The sequence below is a fragment of the Streptomyces sp. NPDC052064 genome (assembly GCF_055585925.1).
In genome coordinates this window covers 87,243-104,302 of record NZ_JBVJJE010000020.1, presented here as the reverse complement: position 1 = coordinate 104,302, position 17,060 = coordinate 87,243, and the positions used below count along the sequence as shown (strand labels likewise).

At 69.1% G+C, this 17,060-nt stretch carries 17 protein-coding genes and 1 pseudogene; 10 read left to right on the top strand and 8 right to left on the bottom strand.

All coding sequences use genetic code 11. The features are described 5' to 3' along the window. Positions 1 to 95: 95 nt before the first annotated feature. Positions 96 to 325 (top strand): annotated as a pseudogene (locus ACZ6TU_RS37730) (ATP-binding protein); the annotation flags it as partial. Positions 326 to 470: 145 nt separating this feature from the next. Here the strand turns inward: ACZ6TU_RS37730 and ACZ6TU_RS37725 are convergent. Beyond that, positions 471 to 1,895 carry a GTP pyrophosphokinase gene (locus tag ACZ6TU_RS37725; RefSeq protein ID WP_469553292.1) on the bottom strand — a complete coding sequence of 475 codons (1,425 nt, stop codon included), beginning with the start codon at positions 1,893 to 1,895 and terminating at the stop codon, positions 471 to 473. 255 nt (positions 1,896 to 2,150) lie between these two features. Between ACZ6TU_RS37725 and ACZ6TU_RS37720 the strand changes: the two genes are divergently transcribed. From ACZ6TU_RS37720 to ACZ6TU_RS37705, 4 genes are all read left to right on the top strand, one after another. Then, the gene (locus tag ACZ6TU_RS37720) at positions 2,151 to 2,696 is read left to right on the top strand and encodes a GIY-YIG nuclease family protein (protein WP_469553291.1); all 546 of its coding nucleotides are present in this window, start codon (positions 2,151 to 2,153) and stop codon (positions 2,694 to 2,696) included. Between the two features lie 261 nt (positions 2,697 to 2,957). Next, positions 2,958 to 4,076, top strand: a complete 1,119-nt coding sequence (locus ACZ6TU_RS37715; protein WP_469553289.1) for a DUF1152 domain-containing protein — start codon at positions 2,958 to 2,960, stop codon at positions 4,074 to 4,076. 393 nt (positions 4,077 to 4,469) lie between these two features. After that, the gene (locus ACZ6TU_RS37710; RefSeq protein WP_467681534.1) at positions 4,470 to 4,931 is read left to right on the top strand and encodes a hypothetical protein; all 462 of its coding nucleotides are present in this window, start codon (positions 4,470 to 4,472) and stop codon (positions 4,929 to 4,931) included. A 289-nt stretch (positions 4,932 to 5,220) separates the two neighbouring features. Then, positions 5,221 to 5,661 carry a nuclear transport factor 2 family protein gene (locus ACZ6TU_RS37705; protein ID WP_467681532.1) on the top strand — a complete coding sequence of 147 codons (441 nt, stop codon included), beginning with the start codon at positions 5,221 to 5,223 and terminating at the stop codon, positions 5,659 to 5,661. 14 nt (positions 5,662 to 5,675) lie between these two features. Here the strand turns inward: ACZ6TU_RS37705 and ACZ6TU_RS37700 are convergent, their stop codons facing one another. Then, complete coding sequence (locus ACZ6TU_RS37700) at positions 5,676 to 6,374, bottom strand: YqeB family protein (RefSeq protein ID WP_469553288.1); 699 nt, start codon at positions 6,372 to 6,374, stop codon at positions 5,676 to 5,678. 114 nt (positions 6,375 to 6,488) lie between these two features. Next, positions 6,489 to 6,932 (bottom strand): DUF2000 family protein, encoded by a 444-nt coding sequence (locus ACZ6TU_RS37695; protein WP_467681528.1) that lies wholly within the window; start codon positions 6,930 to 6,932, stop codon positions 6,489 to 6,491. A gap of 49 nt (positions 6,933 to 6,981) precedes the next feature. Between ACZ6TU_RS37695 and ACZ6TU_RS37690 the strand changes: the two genes are divergently transcribed. Further along, positions 6,982 to 7,836: a helix-turn-helix domain-containing protein gene (locus tag ACZ6TU_RS37690; RefSeq protein ID WP_469553286.1), complete on the top strand. Its 855-nt coding sequence runs from the start codon at positions 6,982 to 6,984 to the stop codon at positions 7,834 to 7,836. A gap of 216 nt (positions 7,837 to 8,052) precedes the next feature. Here the strand turns inward: ACZ6TU_RS37690 and ACZ6TU_RS37685 are convergent, their stop codons facing one another. Next, positions 8,053 to 8,982 carry an SCO1860 family LAETG-anchored protein gene (locus ACZ6TU_RS37685; RefSeq protein ID WP_469553284.1) on the bottom strand — a complete coding sequence of 310 codons (930 nt, stop codon included), beginning with the start codon at positions 8,980 to 8,982 and terminating at the stop codon, positions 8,053 to 8,055. A 440-nt stretch (positions 8,983 to 9,422) separates the two neighbouring features. On the opposite strand from ACZ6TU_RS37685, the gene ACZ6TU_RS37680 reads away from it, so the two are divergent. Beyond that, complete coding sequence (locus ACZ6TU_RS37680) at positions 9,423 to 9,956, top strand: hypothetical protein (protein WP_467681522.1); 534 nt, start codon at positions 9,423 to 9,425, stop codon at positions 9,954 to 9,956. A gap of 57 nt (positions 9,957 to 10,013) precedes the next feature. On the opposite strand, the gene ACZ6TU_RS37675 is transcribed toward ACZ6TU_RS37680, so the two are convergent. Then, positions 10,014 to 10,523, bottom strand: coding sequence for a type III secretion system chaperone family protein (locus tag ACZ6TU_RS37675; RefSeq protein WP_467681520.1), 510 nt, complete (start codon positions 10,521 to 10,523; stop codon positions 10,014 to 10,016). After that, positions 10,516 to 11,853: a D-inositol-3-phosphate glycosyltransferase gene (gene mshA, locus ACZ6TU_RS37670; protein WP_469553282.1), complete on the bottom strand. Its 1,338-nt coding sequence runs from the start codon at positions 11,851 to 11,853 to the stop codon at positions 10,516 to 10,518. Before mshA ends, ACZ6TU_RS37675 begins: the two co-directional genes overlap by 8 nt. A 235-nt stretch (positions 11,854 to 12,088) precedes the next feature. Here mshA and ACZ6TU_RS37665 point away from each other — a divergent pair, with 235 nt between their 5' ends. The 3 genes from ACZ6TU_RS37665 (at position 12,089) to ACZ6TU_RS37655 (ending at position 15,888) form a co-directional block, all read left to right on the top strand. Continuing rightward, on the top strand, positions 12,089 to 12,907 hold the full coding sequence (locus ACZ6TU_RS37665; RefSeq protein WP_467681516.1) for a class I SAM-dependent methyltransferase: 819 nt from the start codon (positions 12,089 to 12,091) through the stop codon (positions 12,905 to 12,907). 214 nt (positions 12,908 to 13,121) lie between these two features. After that, positions 13,122 to 14,210, top strand: coding sequence for a C40 family peptidase (locus ACZ6TU_RS37660; protein WP_469553279.1), 1,089 nt, complete (start codon positions 13,122 to 13,124; stop codon positions 14,208 to 14,210). 328 nt (positions 14,211 to 14,538) lie between these two features. Continuing rightward, entirely contained in the window at positions 14,539 to 15,888 is a 1,350-nt protein-coding gene (locus ACZ6TU_RS37655; protein WP_467681512.1) for a PP2C family protein-serine/threonine phosphatase, read from the top strand. A 27-nt stretch (positions 15,889 to 15,915) separates the two neighbouring features. On the opposite strand, the gene ACZ6TU_RS37650 is transcribed toward ACZ6TU_RS37655, so the two are convergent. Continuing rightward, positions 15,916 to 16,248 carry a DUF2516 family protein gene (locus ACZ6TU_RS37650; protein WP_467681510.1) on the bottom strand — a complete coding sequence of 111 codons (333 nt, stop codon included), beginning with the start codon at positions 16,246 to 16,248 and terminating at the stop codon, positions 15,916 to 15,918. 118 nt (positions 16,249 to 16,366) lie between these two features. Next, positions 16,367 to 17,029 carry a hypothetical protein gene (locus tag ACZ6TU_RS37645; RefSeq protein ID WP_467681508.1) on the bottom strand — a complete coding sequence of 221 codons (663 nt, stop codon included), beginning with the start codon at positions 17,027 to 17,029 and terminating at the stop codon, positions 16,367 to 16,369. Between the last annotated feature and the right edge of the window lie 31 nt (positions 17,030 to 17,060).

Below are 17,060 nucleotides of genomic sequence, written 5' to 3'. Positions count from 1 at the left end.
GCGACGGCATCCGCGCGACTCAACTCCACAGCACTCATCAGGTCCCTCCGCCAAGTCACCCTAACGGAACCCGTGATCGCCCGGACAGCTCCTAGCTGAGCGCGAACGCGATCCTCCACACGGCCTGCGGCGGGGTAGGCAGCTTCCACCTGGCATGGGCACGGCCCCGAAGGTCGAGCAGCCGAGCGAGGACGCCGTGCACGGCCGCGGCTTGGGCATGGTCAGCGTCATCGCACACCGGGTCGTCGTCCACGGCAGCCACAGCGACTACACCGTCACCGCCGAACTCTTCACGGACCCCCAGCCGGGAGGACACCCGTGCTGATGGACAAGCCCCAGCGGGGATTCTGGTGCGAGTGCTGGACGCAAGACGTCAACGACCAGGCAGGGTTGCCGGCACGCAGGGTTGCCGGCAGTCCGAGCATCCTTCGACGGCCGCATCGATACGCGACTGGCCGCACGCACGGAAACTAAGAAAGCCATTTTTTAATTGCGGCGACTTGCCGATTGCTCGGATTCGCCACGCTATACAGTCTCTTAATCGTCCACGTCGAGTAGATAGACTTCACCTCATCTTCCGACAAGGGGCGTCCAAGGTTTCCAGAGAAGAGAAGCGCCTTCGCAATATAGTCAAGATGAGTTCGCGAGATAGCAAGATCTTCCGAGTTCAACTCCCGAGCTCTACGGGTCATCTCATTGAGACGCCCAATATCATTTGTAGTCTCATCGCCCCAATTGACGCTTTGTGACGCTTCCGCAAGCTGCCTATAGGCCGCATTCAGGCGAGCCGAATCAAGCAGCGGGAAAGACCGGTCCAGATCCCTGAGGGTCGTTGCGGCAGCCGGAATCCCGGGAGGAGTCGAGGCTTTGGTAGTCACCCCGCTCTGATAATCTCCCGGCAGAACGTAAGACGGCGGCTCATCCGTCACCCTGACATTCGGAATCGACTCCTTGAGGAAGCTCTTAAAGTTTCCGAGGCCGAACCACCCCTGACTCACCTCTTGACCAAATTTTCTGCTCAATTCCCATGCCAGGCTGGCCAGGTCCATAGGCCTTTGAAGCTGAGCTACGCGGGCACGCAAATACTCCGATGCCGCGTCACGGATGGCGGGCTGAAATGCGACTTCATCGAGCCTCCCAGCCGCTGAAGCGGGTACGACGGTGCCACTTTCCGGGGAAGTCTCAATATCTTTCGTGGACAGGCGGTCCAGTTCCTGCCTTAGATCTTGCGCAATGTCATCCACTGCGGCCAGCAGGTCAGCCATCCGGCGACTCAGGGTTTCAACGAGTACAGGCGGAGTACTGCCGGGCTTGTAGGTGTCCTCGTGCGTCAGTTCACCCCAACCGTCCTGAAGGAGAGTTCGAATCTGGAGTTCGCACGTAATAACCTTCCATTTCAATCCGGCAGGCACTGATGTACATAGATTGATGTGCATAGCCCGATAACCGCTGGACTTTGGCTGTTCCAGGTAGTCCCGAAAAGACCCTTCCTGCTGCTCCAATACAGGCTCCTGGCCCACTTGGAATGTTTTCAGCGCTCTCACAATATCCACTACTCGCTGAACGTCAGATTTATTGTTGCACGTAACTCTCAGTCCAACGAGGTCGTCAATTGCTTTGGGAATCTCCTCAAGGGACGTCACCTTGCCCCTGTACTTCTCGAGCTCAAGCTTCTTCCAGGTCCTCTCTTTCCCCTTGACCCGTCCGGGGGAGACCTTCATTCGCACTCGTTCAATTTCCGGTAGCTCCGCGTCCAGGTGTTCACTCAGGGCTCGCGATGCGGAGTCTTTCGCCGGTTCAAGATACTTCTTGCAATAGGCGTCGAACCAGTCGCTGAATTCTTCGTACGTGAAAGGAAGCCCGCTCACTGATCCCCCTTGCAGAGAGTTAGCCACGAAGGTTGTACGGAGTGTAAGGGTATGGGAAGAGAGTCCTGCATCGCTACAACTTCGGGGACATCCGCCGTACAGGGGCAGCGACTTGCTACCCCTGAGTAATGCGCGTCAGGAGCACTCAGGGGGAGATAGGCTTCGAGTGGTCGAAATCTCTTTCGAAGTCGACCAGTGTGAGGACCTGTCCCACGAGATCGCCCAATCGCTGCGGCGCCGACCAGTAGCCTGCGACCGTCAACCGTCACGTCTGGAGGCTTCATGGACGCGGCCGCTCTCATCAGTCCGGACCGGCTGTGGTCGGCCCGGGAGGTCTTGTTGCGCCCGAGCCCTGTACCGGCGGCGGCAGGTGTCTACGGTTGGCACTTCGAGCAGGCGCCCCACGCGGACCTGGACGCCGGGCGCCTGCTCTACGTCGGCATAGCCCCGCGGTACATGGCGAACCGAACCAGCACGCAGAACCTGCGCAAGCGGGTGCGCTACCACTTCCGAGGGAACTCGGCCGGTTCGACCCTGCGGCTCACCCTCGGCTGCCTGCTCGGGCTTGAGCTGCGCCGCGTGGGTAGTGGCAAGCGGATGACCTTCGGCAAGGCCGGCGAAGCCACCCTGAGCCAGTGGATGGCGGACAACGCGCGAGTGTGCTGGATCGAGCAAAGCGAACCGTGGACCCTGGAGTCACAACTCATCTCCCGACTCGACCTCCCCCTGAACCTCGACCAGAACCGTCACAACGCGTTCCACAGCCGCTTGAAGGAACTACGGGCCCAGGCACGCCGGCGAGCGCGGGAGTTGCCCATCAGCTCGTAGGCCGGCGGATGGGTCGACGGACCGTTGTCTGGGCCGTCTCTGGGCCGTCCGAGGCCGCCCAACAAGGACCACCAACGACCAATGAGCCCTTTCGATGTGGCATGGGTGCCGTCGTCGGCCGTGGAGAGCGCCAGAGCCGTACGGGAGCCGGCGCGTTTCCAACCACGTCCTCGACACCCCCGGCCAACCAAACGCGCGTCCTGGTCCAGCCGCTGACTCGTCACCCGCACCGTCAGCTCCCGACCCCGTAGGCTGAACCGCATGACGCGGCTGATGGTCGCAGCAGGAGGAGGGGGCGACGCAGTCGCCGCCGCAATGCTTCACGCCGCCCTCTACGGCGGCGAGGACCGGGCGGTGATCCTCACGTACGCGTGGGACCGCCTTCTGATCGATCCCGTTCCGGGCCCACGAGGTCCCGGCAATTTCACTGGCCTCCGCCCCCTCACCCCAGCGGTCTGGGTAGTGCCGGCCGAAGCTCGCCCGATCGCTCCGGCAGGAACCACCCTCCCCCGACTCGCGGCAGAGCTCCCACACACCTTCGCGCTGATCGACCCGCGCCATGGAGTCGAGGGCATCACACACCAACTCGAAGAGCTCGTGGACCACTTGGCACCGGAATCGATCGACCTCCTGGACGTAGGCGGCGACATCCTCGCCCGAGGAGACGAGCCGACGCTGAAGAGCCCACTCGCCGACGCCGTCACGCTCGGGGCGTGCTGCCAGGTGAACGCACCGATCCGTCTCTTGGTGGCAGGTCCCGGCCTGGACGGCGAACTGCCTCTCGACGGACTGCGCAGCACGCTTGGCCCACTGGTCCTTACCTTCACCGCGAAGGACGCTGAGCCGATCAGCTCGGTCCTGGAGTGGCACCCCTCCGAGGCAACCGGGATGCTCGCGGCGACAGCCCGAGGCGTACGCGGCACGTGCGAGATGCGCGACGCCGGCCTCCCCGTCCCCCTCAGCGACGAAAGCCCCACCGTCCACGAGGTCGACTTGGACGAGGCTCTGAACCGCAACCAGTTGGCCCGCGCCATTCTGACGACCGCCGCCTTGGACGAGGTCGAGGCACACAGCCGCGAAATCTGCGGCTACTCGGAGATCGATTACGAGCGCAACAAGGCCGCACGTCTCAAAGACCAGCCATCGGTGCCGCTCGACCCTGAGGCCGTACTGTCCCGACTCGACGAGTTCGAAGCCGAAGCCCGGAACCGCGGAGTCACCCACACGACGTTCCGCCGCATCACCGAGGCGTTGAATCTCAACGGCTCCCTGCGCGAGGACCTGCACCGACTGCTCATCGACAGCCGTCCGGAGCAGTACGAAGCGCCTCTGTGGCGCATCACGGCCGAGGGCGTCGAAGGCCCGCACACCCGCTCCTAGGCGCCGAAGACCTCTCCCCACCGCGCATACCCGCCGCCTTCCCAGCCGCCAGGCCGCTGACCAGGACAAACACAGAAGTCCAGGTGGAGTGCTAGCCACTGTGCGGAGTGATGTCAACGCACGACACTCCAGCAGCAGCGTGAAGGAGCGTCAGCCCGATCCCTCGGGCGGCCCAACCTCCTCAGCAACGGGCTTTTAATCGCATGTTTTTGACTGATCATCACAACAGGATCCTGACGCCTTCGAACACCCGATCGGCCCCTTTTCGGCACCCCTCCGACTTTCCTGAGGTGGCGACAGAAATAGGCATGAGTAAGTTCATTCATGGTCGGCGCCTCAGCCGGCATCCCTGAGAGATGGAGAAGCGGAATGTTGGAGAGAAGGAGAAACGGAATGCGTAGGCGTACCGTTATCGCGATCGCAGCGTCGGTGGGCATCACGGCCCTGGCTGCAAGCAGTGTGAACTACGCCTCGGCTTCCAGTTCCGTCCCGCAGTCCGCCCGGTCGGTGCAGGATGCCGCTGCCAATGCTCCCCTCGGAGGCGACGGCCGGACGGACTACAACTACAGGAACGACGACGACGGACGGATCCACGTCAACGAGCGGACGTATTCAGCCGAGCCGGGTGTGTGCACCGCTGTGGTCAGTAGTCCCGCCACCAGCTTCAACGTCCGAAACGAGAGTGACAGGACCGTCGAATTCTTCAGCGGGATCACCTGCGACGCCGGCGCTGCGATTGCGACGATCGGGCCCCGAAACTCCAGCAGCGCAATCCCCGGCACGACGGTCTTCGACGGGGCCGCGGCGCCATTCGCGCTCGTAGGCAGCTTCCGAGCATTCGACAGTCGCCACTGACCCCCACGCGGACCAAGGGCAGCGACAAGCTTGCCCGTGTGGCACCTGGACCCCGGCCCGACGCAATCGGGCCGGGCCCGTGCCGCTCCGTTCAAGTAGTGGAGTGGTAACGATGCTCATCGACCTTCTGCGCGAGCTGATCGACGGCCGGGGCGGGGCGGGGGACCTCAGTGCCGGTCAGCCGCTCATTACCCCTCGGGTAATCGACCGCTCTTCCCTTCTCCGGCAGGATCGGACACGTCCCCACGAAACCCGTCCGGGACCCGGCCGCAGTCGCGAGGAGAGTGCCATGTCCGTCAAGTCCAGCCCGGTGAAGCCGGCTTCCGTCGCCGAGTCCACCCGGGCCGTCGTGCAGGAGTTCCTCACCGCCCGGCTCGCCGGGGACACCGAGCGGCTCGTCGAGCTGTTCGCCGACGAGGTCGACTGGGTGCTCGCCGAGAACCCGGGTGTCCCGTGGATCCGGCCCCGGTCCACCGCCGCCGAATGCGCCGCGCAGTTCACGGAGTTGATGGAGCACACCGTGCCCGAGGACGCCCGCGCCTCCCTCGACGCCTTCCTAGTCGACGGCGCCGACGCCGTGCTCATGGGGCACCTGTCGGGGACCGTACGGGCGACGGGGAAGTCCTTCGAGGGGCCGTTCGCGCTGCGCCTCACCGTCGAGAACGGCCGTATCACCCGGCACCATCTCTACGAGAACAGCCTGTCCATCGCCGAGGCCTGCACTCCCTGAGCGGTGCGGCCGCGTCAGTTCTGCCGGGCCGGCCGCCAGTACTGCCGCTTCTCCTCGTCCCGTACGACCACGCCGAGCCGCAGCAGCTCGAGGCGCAGCTCACGGGCGTCCTCGGCGTCGTCGTCGCTCTTCCGGGCCTGGGCGCGGGCCCGCAGGAGGGCGTCCGCGCCCTCCGGGAGGCCCGGGGTGCCGGGGACCCAGCGGCGGAACTCGGCGCGGTACGGGTCCTCCTCCACCCAGCGGTAGCCGTGCTCGGCGAGGGTGTCGGCCAGGCGGGGCCAGGGCAGACCGCAGTGTTCCCGGGCCAGTTCCATGCCGTCCGGGGCCAGCACCACGAGTTGCTTGCCGTCCCTGCACAGCAGCGCGATCTCCTCGCGGGTGAACTCCTGCGTGCTGTCCCTGATCGTCAGGGACAGGTGGGTGTCGGAGACGCGGACCGACAGCGACTCGTGCACGGCGGCGAGGCCCAGGAGCAGGCCGCCGAGCGCGCCGACCGCGACCGCGCCGAGGGTGAGGGCGGGTTCCGGGACCGAGGTCAGCAGTTCGGCCGGGCCCTCCAGCGGTGCCCACGGCAGCTTCAGCAGCAAGCGGGCGACGAGCGGGAGCACCGCGCCGATGCCGGCGCCGCAGGCCACGCAGAAGAGTGTGATCACCCAGGCCGACTCGGCCAGTTCCGTGTCCTTGCCCGCCTGCGGCACCCGCTGCTTCCCCATCTGAACGTTCCTCGCGTCCTCCATGAGGCGAGCCTCGGCGGGCGGGGCATGCGCTGTCATCAGCCGTTGGTCTACGCGTCCGCGACTTTGGTCGCCGCCACGGTCACGCCCGCCTCACGGGTGCATCCGCGCCCCCTTCACCACCTTGTCCACCGCGTTCTTCGGGCCGTGGACCGCGAGGCCGACCAGATCCAGGTCCGCCGTCGGCACCGACCGTACGGCCGCGCGGTTGTCGCGGTCGTTGCCCGTGGTGAAGAGATCCGAGGTGAAGATCGCACGGGGCAGGGCGCGGGAGAGAGCACGGGCGTGGGCCGTGGTCAGGGTTTCCTTCGTGGCCTCGAAGACCATGACCGGCTGGCGGAACATCGGCAGGTAGGGCACGCCGTCCGCATCCTCGTACGGTTCGCCGATCACCTCGGGGATCTGCGTTCCCAGGCCGCTGACCAGGAATGACGTCACGTTGAGGCGCTGCCAGGGCTCCAGGTCGGCGCGCAGCAGTACGGCGATCTTCGTGTCGAAGCGGATCGGCTCAGGAGCCGGTTCGGTGTGCGTGTTCATGATGCGAGCGTGCCCGGCGGTTCTCGCCAGGGTCTTGTACGTTCTTTGCATGGCCTCACAGCCCGTCGGCACGAACCGGCCGGACCAGCCGGACCGGCAGCGGATCGTCTCGGCCTGGCAGCCGGCCGTTCCGGGCGTCGTCGAGGTCTTCCACGCCCGCTTCACCGAGTACGCGTATCCGATGCACGTCCACGAGGCCTGGACGCTGCTGATCGTCGACACCGGCGCCGTCCGGTACGACCTCGACCGGCACGAGCACGGCACCCCGCACGACACCGTGTCGCTGCTGCCGCCGCACGTGCCGCACAACGGCTCCCCCGTCACCCCGGAGGGCTTCCGCAAGCGGGTGCTGTATCTCGACGGGACGTATCTCGGGGACGAGCTCATCGGGGCCGCCGTCGACCGGCCGGACCTGCGTGATCCGCTGCTGCGGCAGCGCGTCGGGCAGTTGCACGGCGCGCTGGTGCGGCCCGGTGAGGAGCTGGAGGCCGAGAGCAGGCTGATGTTCGTAGGGGAGCGGCTGCGCGGCCATCTGCGGGCCGACAGCGACCGGACGTCCTCTCGTCCCGCCGACCCCGTCCTCGCGCGCCGGCTGCGGGAGTTGCTGGACGAGCGGGTCGTGGAGGGGGTCGGGCTCCGGGAGGCGGCCGGACTCGTGGGGGCCCATCCCGCCCATCTCGTACGGGCGTTCAGTGCCGCTTACGGCATCGCACCGCACCAGTACCTGACGTCCCTGCGTGTGGGCCGCGCCCGGCGGCTGCTGCTCGAAGGGCGCTCGCCGGGAGAGGTGGCGGCCGAGACCGGGTTCTACGACCAGTCGCACCTCACCCGGCACTTCCGCAGGCTGGTTGGTGTGCCGCCGGGGCGTTACCGAAGGGGACGGCCTGGTGTCCCGCGCCAGTAGTCGATCCTTGGTTGTGGTGTGACCTCTGCTGCCGGCGCGTCAGTTCCTCGTCGGGGGCCCGAAGCTGGATCCGTTGCCGCTGTCCGCTGATGAGCGACGGTGCCGGCGCCGCAGACAGAACACCGGTCACCGTCGGCATCGCAACGGTCAGCAGCCCAGCCGCACCGACGGCGGCCAGGGCTGCCGGCCCACCCTGTCGGCGCCGAGCGCGCTGGATCAGGGGTTCCTGCGGCTTCTCCTGCCGACGAGTGCGGCGGCCGCTCCGCCCACGGTGACCAGCACCGCTCCGCCTGCCAGGAGGTACGGCGTCATGGGGCTGCCACCGGTCTCCGCCAGATCGGTCTTCCGGGAAGGCGCGACCGACTGCGTGCCCGACTGCGTGCCCGACTGCGCGAGGGGTGCCGACCTGCCGGACGTTGCCGGGGAGGCCGACTGCCTGTCGGACGGTGCCTGGCTCTCGGAGGCCGGCTGAGGAGACCGGCAGGTGGCCTGCGCCAGGGTCACGGTGCCTTCCACCTTCTCGACGCCCAGCCGCAGGGGATCCACGGACACCTGCAAGCGCAGTGCCGTAGCGGCGGCCGTGGCATTGGTCGTCTCCCTCTGGGACAGGGAAAGACGGACCGTGCCGACACCTGGGACCTCGACGGTGGCGGTGCCGTCGGCTGCCAGCGGCACCCGCTTGCCAAGAACGGTGACGGGGCCCAGTACCTGGGACTCGGCGACCGGTTTCCGTCCGGCGACACACGTTGCCGTGCCGGTGACCTGCTCGACCTCCACCAGGGACAACACAGGCAGCCCGGGCACATGGACTCGCGCCCGTACGAGACGGGACGTCCCCTCGGCTCGGCCGTCGGCGACTTCGGCTTTTGTCCTGGCGACGTCGGCCTCAAGCAGACGGACCGGTCGGTCGCCGTTGACGTGGTCGAGGGTGACGTCGAGGGTCTTCTTCTCCGCGGTCCCCGGAGCTCGAACCTCATTGAGCGTGGCCCGCAGAGGCGTCGTTCCGGCCGACTCGGCCCGGGAGACGTCCAGCGCTGCGCGGAAAGCCACTGCCGTGGCGCTGCCCCGGGAAGTGTCGGCCGCGGGAACCGCAGTGGCGTCGGCGGCGAGTGCTGAGCCGGCCAGGAGAAGGCCAACGGCCGGCACGGCAGCGAGGCGACGGGCGTATGCAGTCCGAGGCGAAATTCTGGTCAACGCGGTGTCCTTGCGTACGGAGAGATGGGGGCCACCCGGAACCAGCCGGTGACCGGCCGGCCGGGCAGCAAGGCTCCATCCTGCTCGGGCGAAAGCCGCCAGTCAGGTGCAACACGGATTCTTCACTACAAGGAAGACGTTTACGGTCAAGAGTTCTAACCATGGCTTTCCGGGCCGGGCTACCACGGCGCGGCGAAGTCCGCACGGGTCATCGCATCCACGACGCCCTGGTCCTGCTCGGGCCCCAAGACGTCCCCCGGCCCCCGGCACCGGCCTCCGGACCCCTCTTTGGGGCACAGCAGCCATGCGAGTAGCGCGTGGCGTCGTGTTCCCCGGCGCCACGCGGGTGAGCATGTGCGGACTCAGCCCTCCTCCCGCACCGAGGCGATGCGATGTCCGACCGCGCCGACCAGGTCCGCCCCGAGAGCGCCGCCCGACGGTGGATCATGCGGCATCGGCCGCCGGAGCAGTCGCTGTTCAGCGGTATCTACGGACTGGTGCTGGCCAGTGCCCTGGTGGCCGCCCTGGACGCGACGAGCGAGAAGGCCGAGCCCGGCCAGGACGCGCTGTGGGTCCTGCTCACCGCGCTGGCGTCGGGCGCCGCCCACGGGTACGCGCACGTCATCGCCCAGCGTGCGTCCGACGACGGAGCTGCCACCAGCAGACTGCGGTCGGTGCTCGCCGAGTGGCCACTGGTCGCCGCCGTGCTGCCCACGGCGGCGATCCTGCTCGCCGCGGCAGCCGGGTGGTGGGCGGAGGCCACTGCTGTGGACGCGGCCCTGCTGTTCAACACCGTCGCCTTGTTCGGCTGGGGCGCCTGGGCCGCCCGCATTGCCGGGCACGGATGGCCGTCCTCGTGCCGGGCAGGGGGCATGGACATGCTGATCGGCCTAGTGATCATTGTCTTGAACGCCCTGATCAAGTAGCCAGGCCGTCGGGTTCCGTGTCGGCGGGAAAGGCCGCACTTCCCCCGACCGGACCGCCTAGCTGTCGGGGCGTTGCGTGAGGTGGGCGAACGCGTCCAGGTTGCTCGTCGGCTCCCCGCGGGACACCCGCCACTCGTACTCCTTGCGGATCGCCGAGGCGAAGCCCAGCTCCAGAAGGGTGTTGAAGCTGCCGTCCGCGGCCTCCAGGACCTGGCCGAGCAGGCGGTCGATCTCGTCGGCGGTGACGGCGGACAGGGAGAGCCGACCGGTGACGTAGACGTCGCCGTGCTGGTCGACGGCGTAACTCACGCCGTAGAGCTTGAGGTTGCGTTCCAGGAGCCAGCGGTGGAAGGCCGGTTCGTTCTCGTCGGGGTGACGGATGACGAAGGCGTTGAGCGAGAGGGAGTGGCGGCCGACGATCAGGGAGACCGTCGTCTTGAGCTTGCGGGTGCCGGGGAGCTGCGCCACGTAGGTGCCGGGTTCGGGGCTCTCCCACTCCAGGTCGGCGTCCTTCAGCACTCCCTCGATGACCTGTGCCGCACGCTGTTCCAGATCGGTTTCACCCATGCTGCGAGCGTACGCGACGGCGGTGTGCCTGCATCGCGGCCGTGTAGACGTCCGCCGTGGTGGCGGCCGCGGTGTCCCAGCCGAAGGACTGGGCGTGGCGGGCGGCCTGCCCGCCCAGCCGGGGCGACAGCCGCGGGTCGTCGGCGAAGTCGCGCAGCACGCGCGCGTAGTCGGCGGGATCGTGGCCGCGTACCAGGAAGCCGGTGTGTCCGTCGCGCACGGCGACCGGCAGGCCGCCGACCGATGCCGCCAGCACGGGGGTGCCCGCCGCCTGCGCCTCTATGGCGACCAGGCCGAACGACTCACTGTAGGAGGGCATGACCAGGACGGAAGCGGCGCGGAACCAGTCCGCCAGCTGCTCCTGGCCGACCGGCGGGTGGAACCGGACGACGTCCGCGATGCCGAGGCGTGCGGCCAGCTTCTGGAGGCCCTCGGGCTTGGCGAGGCCGCTGCCGCTGGGGCCGCCGACGACGGGGACGAGGATGCGCGAGCGCAGCTCGGGGCGCTCGTCGAGGAGGGCGGCGACGGCGCGCAGCAGCACGTCGGGGGCCTTCAGGGGCTGGATGCGGCCCGCGAAGAGCGGGATCAGCGCGTCCTGGGGCAGGCCGAGACGGGCCCGGGCGGCGGCACGGCCGTCGGCGGGCGAGAAGCGGCTGAGGTTCACGCCGGGGTGGACCACGGCGACCTTGTCGGTGTCGGCCGCGTAGTGCCGCACCAGTTCGTCGGCCTCTTCGGTGGTGTTGGCGATGAGGCGGTCGGCGGCGCCGACGATCTGGGTCTCGCCGATGACGCGGGCGGCCGGTTCGGGGGTGTCGCCGTCGGCCAGGTTGGCGTTCTTGACCTTGGCCATGGTGTGCATGGCGTGCACCAGGGGGACGCCCCAGCGCTGGGCGGCCAGCCAGCCCACGTGGCCGGAGAGCCAGTAGTGGGAGTGGACCAGGTCGTAGTAGTCGGGGCGATGGCCGGCCCAGGCCTGCATCACACCGTGCGTGAAGGCGCACAGCTGGGCGGGGAGGTCCTCCTTGTTGAGGCCCTCGTAGGGGCCGGCGTCGACGTGCCGGACAAGGACGCCGGGGGCCAGCTCGACGGTCGGCGGGAGGGCGGCCGAGGTCGCGCGCGTGAAGATCTCGACCTCGATGTTGATCGCGGCGAGGCGCTGCGCCAGCTCCACGATGTAGACGTTCATGCCGCCGGCGTCGCCGGTGCCCGGCTGGTGGAGCGGGGAGGTGTGCACGGAGAGCATGGCCACCCGGCGGGGCCTGCGGTGCAGCCGGAGGCGCGCGGGCGCGGACGCGGAGCGCCGCCCGAGCCTGCCGATGTACTGGCTCACGTGGCGTTCCTCCTCGCTCCGGGCATGCCTTTGCAGGGCTCACGTGCCCTTCAGGGGTGGAACACCGGAGGGGCAGCCTCCATTTCCTGATTCGCGACTTTTACCGAATCATTACCGCTTCTCGCTCAACTGTTCGAGAGCGTGGGGCGTAGGCCGGGGGTACCGGGGTTCTTGGACGTACGGGGCCGGGGCCCAGGGAGCCGTTCGACGCCGGGGGCCGCTTAACCTCGTACGCATGACATCCCGCGCGGCGACCCGCCCCCTGGGAACGGTGACGCGCGGGACGACCAACCCCAACCGCCTGCGCCGTATGGACCGCTGGATCGCGGCCACGCACGGCGCCGAGCTGCGCCGTGCCGCCGACCCGGTGGCGGTCGACCTCGGGTACGGCGCCGCCCCCTGGACGGCCGTCGAGCTGCTGCACCGCCTCCGTACGGTCGCGCCACGCGCGCGCGTGGTGGGCGTCGAGATCGAGCCGGCCCGGGTCGCGGCGGCGCTGCCGTACGAGCGGGCGGGGCTCGTCTTCCGGCACGGCGGTTTCGAGGTCCCGATCCCGCAGCGGCCCCTGCTGGTCCGGGCGGCGAACGTGCTGCGGCAGTACGAGGAGGGCGAGGTCGCGGCCGTCTGGCACCGGCTGTGCGGGCGGCTCGCGCCCGCCGATCCGGCGACCGGTTCGCGCGGCGGACTGCTGGTCGAGGGGACCTGCGACGAGATCGGGCGCCGGCACGTGTGGGTCGCGCTCGGCCCGGAGGGACCGCGCACGGTCACCTTCGCGACCCGGCTCGGCTCCCTGGAACGCCCCTCGGACCTGGCGGAACGCCTGCCCAAGGCGCTCATCCACCGCAACGTCCCGGGCGAGCCGGTGCATGCCTTCCTGCGCGACTTCGACCGCGCCTGGGCGGCCGCCGCGCCCTATGCGTCCTACGGCACCCGCCAGCGCTGGATCCGGGCGGTACGGGACCTGACCGCCGACTGGCCGGTGGCGGACGGGCCGGTGCGGTGGCGGCAGGGCGAAGTGACGGTGCGGTGGGAGGCGTTGGCGCCGCGGGACTGACCTCCGGGGCCGAGCGGCTGAAACTCCTCGGCGGGGCCCGCAGGGAACGATCTCTTTGAGTCGTTCGTCACACAGGTGGGGAGATCATCATGCCGGGGGCATACCGGGGAGGGGGCCACGGGAAAAACTACCCCTGTCGCTTCGCGCGCCGACGTGGCAGCATCCCCAGGCGAACCGTACATTACTGACGGTTAATCAGTTTGGGGGCTGAAGTATGGGAACGGGCAAGCGTGGCCTGATCGCGACGGCCATGGCCGTGATCTGCGCGGTCACCGTGCTGGCGGCACCGGGCACGGCGTTCGCGAACCCCAGCCCCACTCCCACCCCGAGTGCGGGCCCGACGCTCGGGTCCGGCAAGGACCTCGAGGCCGTACGCAAGAAACTCGACAAGCTCTACCGCGCCGCGGCCCGCGCCACCGACGAGTACAACGCCGCCGAGGAGAAGGCGGACAAGCAGTCCGCCGAGATCGTCAAGCTGGCCAAGAAGATCGTCAAGGGCAAGGAGAGACTGGCGAAGCTGAAGGACCGGGCGGGCGCCTCGGCCGCCGCCCAGTACCGCGGCGGCGGGCTGCCGCCCGAGGTCCATCTGATGCTCAGCGACGATCCGCAGGAGTTCCTCGACGGGGCCGGCCGGGTGCGCCAGGGCCAGCACGCGGCCAAGGGCCTGATCGGCGAACTTGCCCGCACCCAGGAGGACTTGGAGCAGTACGCGCAGGACGCCTCCGCCCAGTGGAAGAAACTGGAGGCGGGCCGCAAGGCCAAGGCCGCCGCGCAGAAGAAGATCGAGAAGCAGATCGCGCAGGCGGAGAAGCTCGAATCCGAGCTCCAGAAGGAGGAGCAGGAGCGCCTCGCCGAGCTGGAGAAGGAGGCGGCCGGCAAGGCGCAGACCGCCTGGCTCGGCTCCGGCATCCTCGACGAGATCAACGGAAAGGCCTCCGAGCAGGGCAAGAAGGCCGTCGCGTACGCCACGGCCCAGATCGGCAAGCCGTACCAGTGGGGCGCCGAGGGCCCGAAGACCTACGACTGCTCCGGCCTGACCTCACAGGCCTGGATATCCGCAGGACGCGGCATTCCGCGCACCTCGCAGGAGCAGTGGAAGCGGCTGCGGCACATCGACGTCCAGGACATGCGGCCCGGCGACCTCATCATCTACTTCGACGACGCCAGCCATGTCGCCATGTACGTCGGCGACGGGGCGATCGTGCACGCGCCGCGGCCCGGGCGGACGGTGACCATCGCGGGGGCGGGGACGATGCCCATCCTCGGGGTGGTTCGGCCGGACGCCGACGCCGGCAACGACTGAGCCGGGTGCCGGCACCGACCGAGCGGCGCCGACCGAACCGAATATCGGACAACGGGTCGCAGTGGCCCTGCCGGTGACCTGGGCCACGTGAGCCAGTCCACCCCGAACCCGCCGCCAAACCGCGTGCTGACGTGACGTTCGTCATCCCCGCAGCATCCCGGCGGTGTCCAACTGGGGGGCATATCGCGGCATATGACACTGGCCGATGGCGCAGCGGCGTGGCTCACACCATTCCAATGCGGCGCCGACACCCGCTATGGTCCCCGTCGGTGGGTCGAGGTCCCTCGCCCCCGCCATGCCCTCGGGGGGAGGGAAGGAACCCAAGACGATGCCCGTACCCATACCGCGGCAGAGAGCGATCCCGGCCGTGGAGAGTGGTCAGGCGCAGGCCGAGTCCCCGTGCGACGGCCCCGCCGAGCAGTCCGTCACGGACGCCTCGGCAGCGGCCCCGCGCACGCCGGGCCCGGCCGGGAACACCACGGACAAGGTGGAGAACAACACCGCCCACACCAACCTGACCCTGCTGCTGATCGAGGACGATCCGGCCGGTTCGCCGATCGTGCCCGACATGCTCGACCAGGCAGGCAAGCCGATCCGCGTCCGCACGGCCCGCAACCTCACCGAGGCCGGGCGGCTGCTGACCGACGACGTCCACTGCATCCTGCTGGACCTCGCGCTGCCGGCTCCGGGCCGCAGCGACACCGATGACGAGCTCGCCGTGCTCAAGCACGTGCTGGAGCTCGCCCCCCGGCACGCCGTCCTGGCGCTGACCGCCTCGGGCGACGCCGAGCGCGGCGCGGAGGCGGTGCGCGTGGGCGCCCAGGACTATCTCTTCCGCGACGAGCTGGACGGCCGGCTGCTGAGCCGGGCGATCCGCTACGCGGTGGAGCGCAAGCGCTCCGAGTCGGCCGAGCGCCGGCTCGCCGAGGGCCGGCTGCGCGCCCAGGAGAACCGCCGCCTGGAGCGCGGTCTGCTGCCGACCCCGCTGCTGGACGGCTCCCCGCTCCGGTTCGCCGCCCGCTACCGCCCGGGCCGCTCGCGCGCCCTGCTCGGCGGCGACTTCTACGATGTCGTGCGCACGCCGGACGGCACCGTGCACGCCATGATCGGTGACGTCTGCGGGCACGGCCCGGACGAGGCCGCCCTGGGCGTGGAGCTGCGGATCGCGTGGCGCGCGCTGACGCTGGCCGGCCTGTGCGGGGATCAGCTGCTGGGCACGCTCCAGCAGGTGCTGGAGCACGAGCGGGCCGACGACGAGATCTTCGCGACCCTGTGCACGGTGGACATCGCGCCGGACGGCCGCCGCGCCGGCCTGTGCCTGGCGGGCCACCCCTCGCCGCTGCTGGCCCGCCCGGGCAAACCGGCCCGCCTGCTGCCGTACGACAACAACGGGCCGGCCCTCGGGCTGCTGCCGGGTGCCCGCTGGCCTCGTATGCAGGTGGAGCTGGGTGCCGAGTGGAGCCTGATGCTCTACACCGACGGCCTGATCGAGGGGCATGTCGGCGAGGGCCGGGAGCGGCTCGGCCAGGACGGCATGACGGAGATGGTGCGCCGCCAGATCGCCGAGGGACTGCGGGGCGAGGAGCTGCTGCGGGCGGCGGTGAACGAGGTGCGCAAACTCAACGGTGGCGAGCTGACGGACGACGTGGCGGTACTGCTGCTGGACCGGGTGCCGTAGCCCCGGATCCAGTGCTGCCAGGGGGTCTTACCGGCCGCCGTTCCAGGGGCCGTACGGACCGTCGCTGCTGGAGCCGCGCCGGCTGCGGCCGCCACCGGGGAGAGCCCGGATCGCGGGACGGACGTCGACCATGTACACGATCGTCGCGATGAGCCCGATGATCGGCAGGAACGACAGGATGTCGAAGATCAGGTTCACCACGAAGGCCAGCCCGAGGATGATCAGCCAGAACGGCTTGGTCTTCTTGTCGGCCGCGCGGTAGGCGTCCTCCCGCCGCACGGCGGCGTCGAACAACGCGAAGCCGCTGAAAATGACCAGGGCCATGTTCAGAAGCCACAGGAACCCTTGGAAGCCCTGCATCAGCACTACGGTCCACCACCTGACTCGGCTCGTCCCTACGCGGTCACCGTACCCGTACAACGGGCCGGACACCCCCAGGGTGCCCGGCCCGTGTGCTCGCTCTGCGCCCTCTGCCGTCCTACTTGGCCGGCGGGGTGGTCTTCTTGGCGGTGGGCTTGCGCGCCGGGGCCTTCTTGGCGGGGGCCTTCTTCGTCGGGGCGGCCGTGGCGGCGGCGGGCTTCGCCGACTCCTCCTTGACCTCGACCGGCTCGGCCTTCGGCTCGACGGCCACGGCCAGCTCCTCCACGCCCTCGGCGACGTCCTCGATGCCCTCGGCGGCCTCGCCGCGCCAGGTGCGCACGGCCTGCTCGCCGTGCTCGGCGACCTTCTCGTAGGTCTCCCGGGCCTTGACGGCGTACTCGGCGGCCACGCCGACCCCGCGCAGCGCGAAGTCCTGGGCGGTCTCGCCGACCTTCTTCAGGTCCGCGTCGATCGTGCTGCCGAGCTTCTTGATGTCGACGTCGATGGAGCCGATGAACTCCGTGACCTTGTTCTGGAGGGTCTCCTGCGTCTCCTTGACGCGGGCGGTGGCCTCCTTGGCCCGGGCGGAGGCCTTCTCCTGGACGGCCTTGGTGTCGGTGTTGCGTACGGCCTCGATCCGCGCGGGGGCCTCGGAGCGCAGCTGCTCCACCAGGGCCGGCACCTTCTTGGCCTGCTGAAGGGCGAGGTCGGCGGTGCCTGCGGCGAAGTAGAGCGGCGTCGGGTCGCTGAGGGTCTTGCGCAGGTCGTCGGTGATGGCCATGGTGATGGTCCTCCCGGATTCTTTTCGCTTG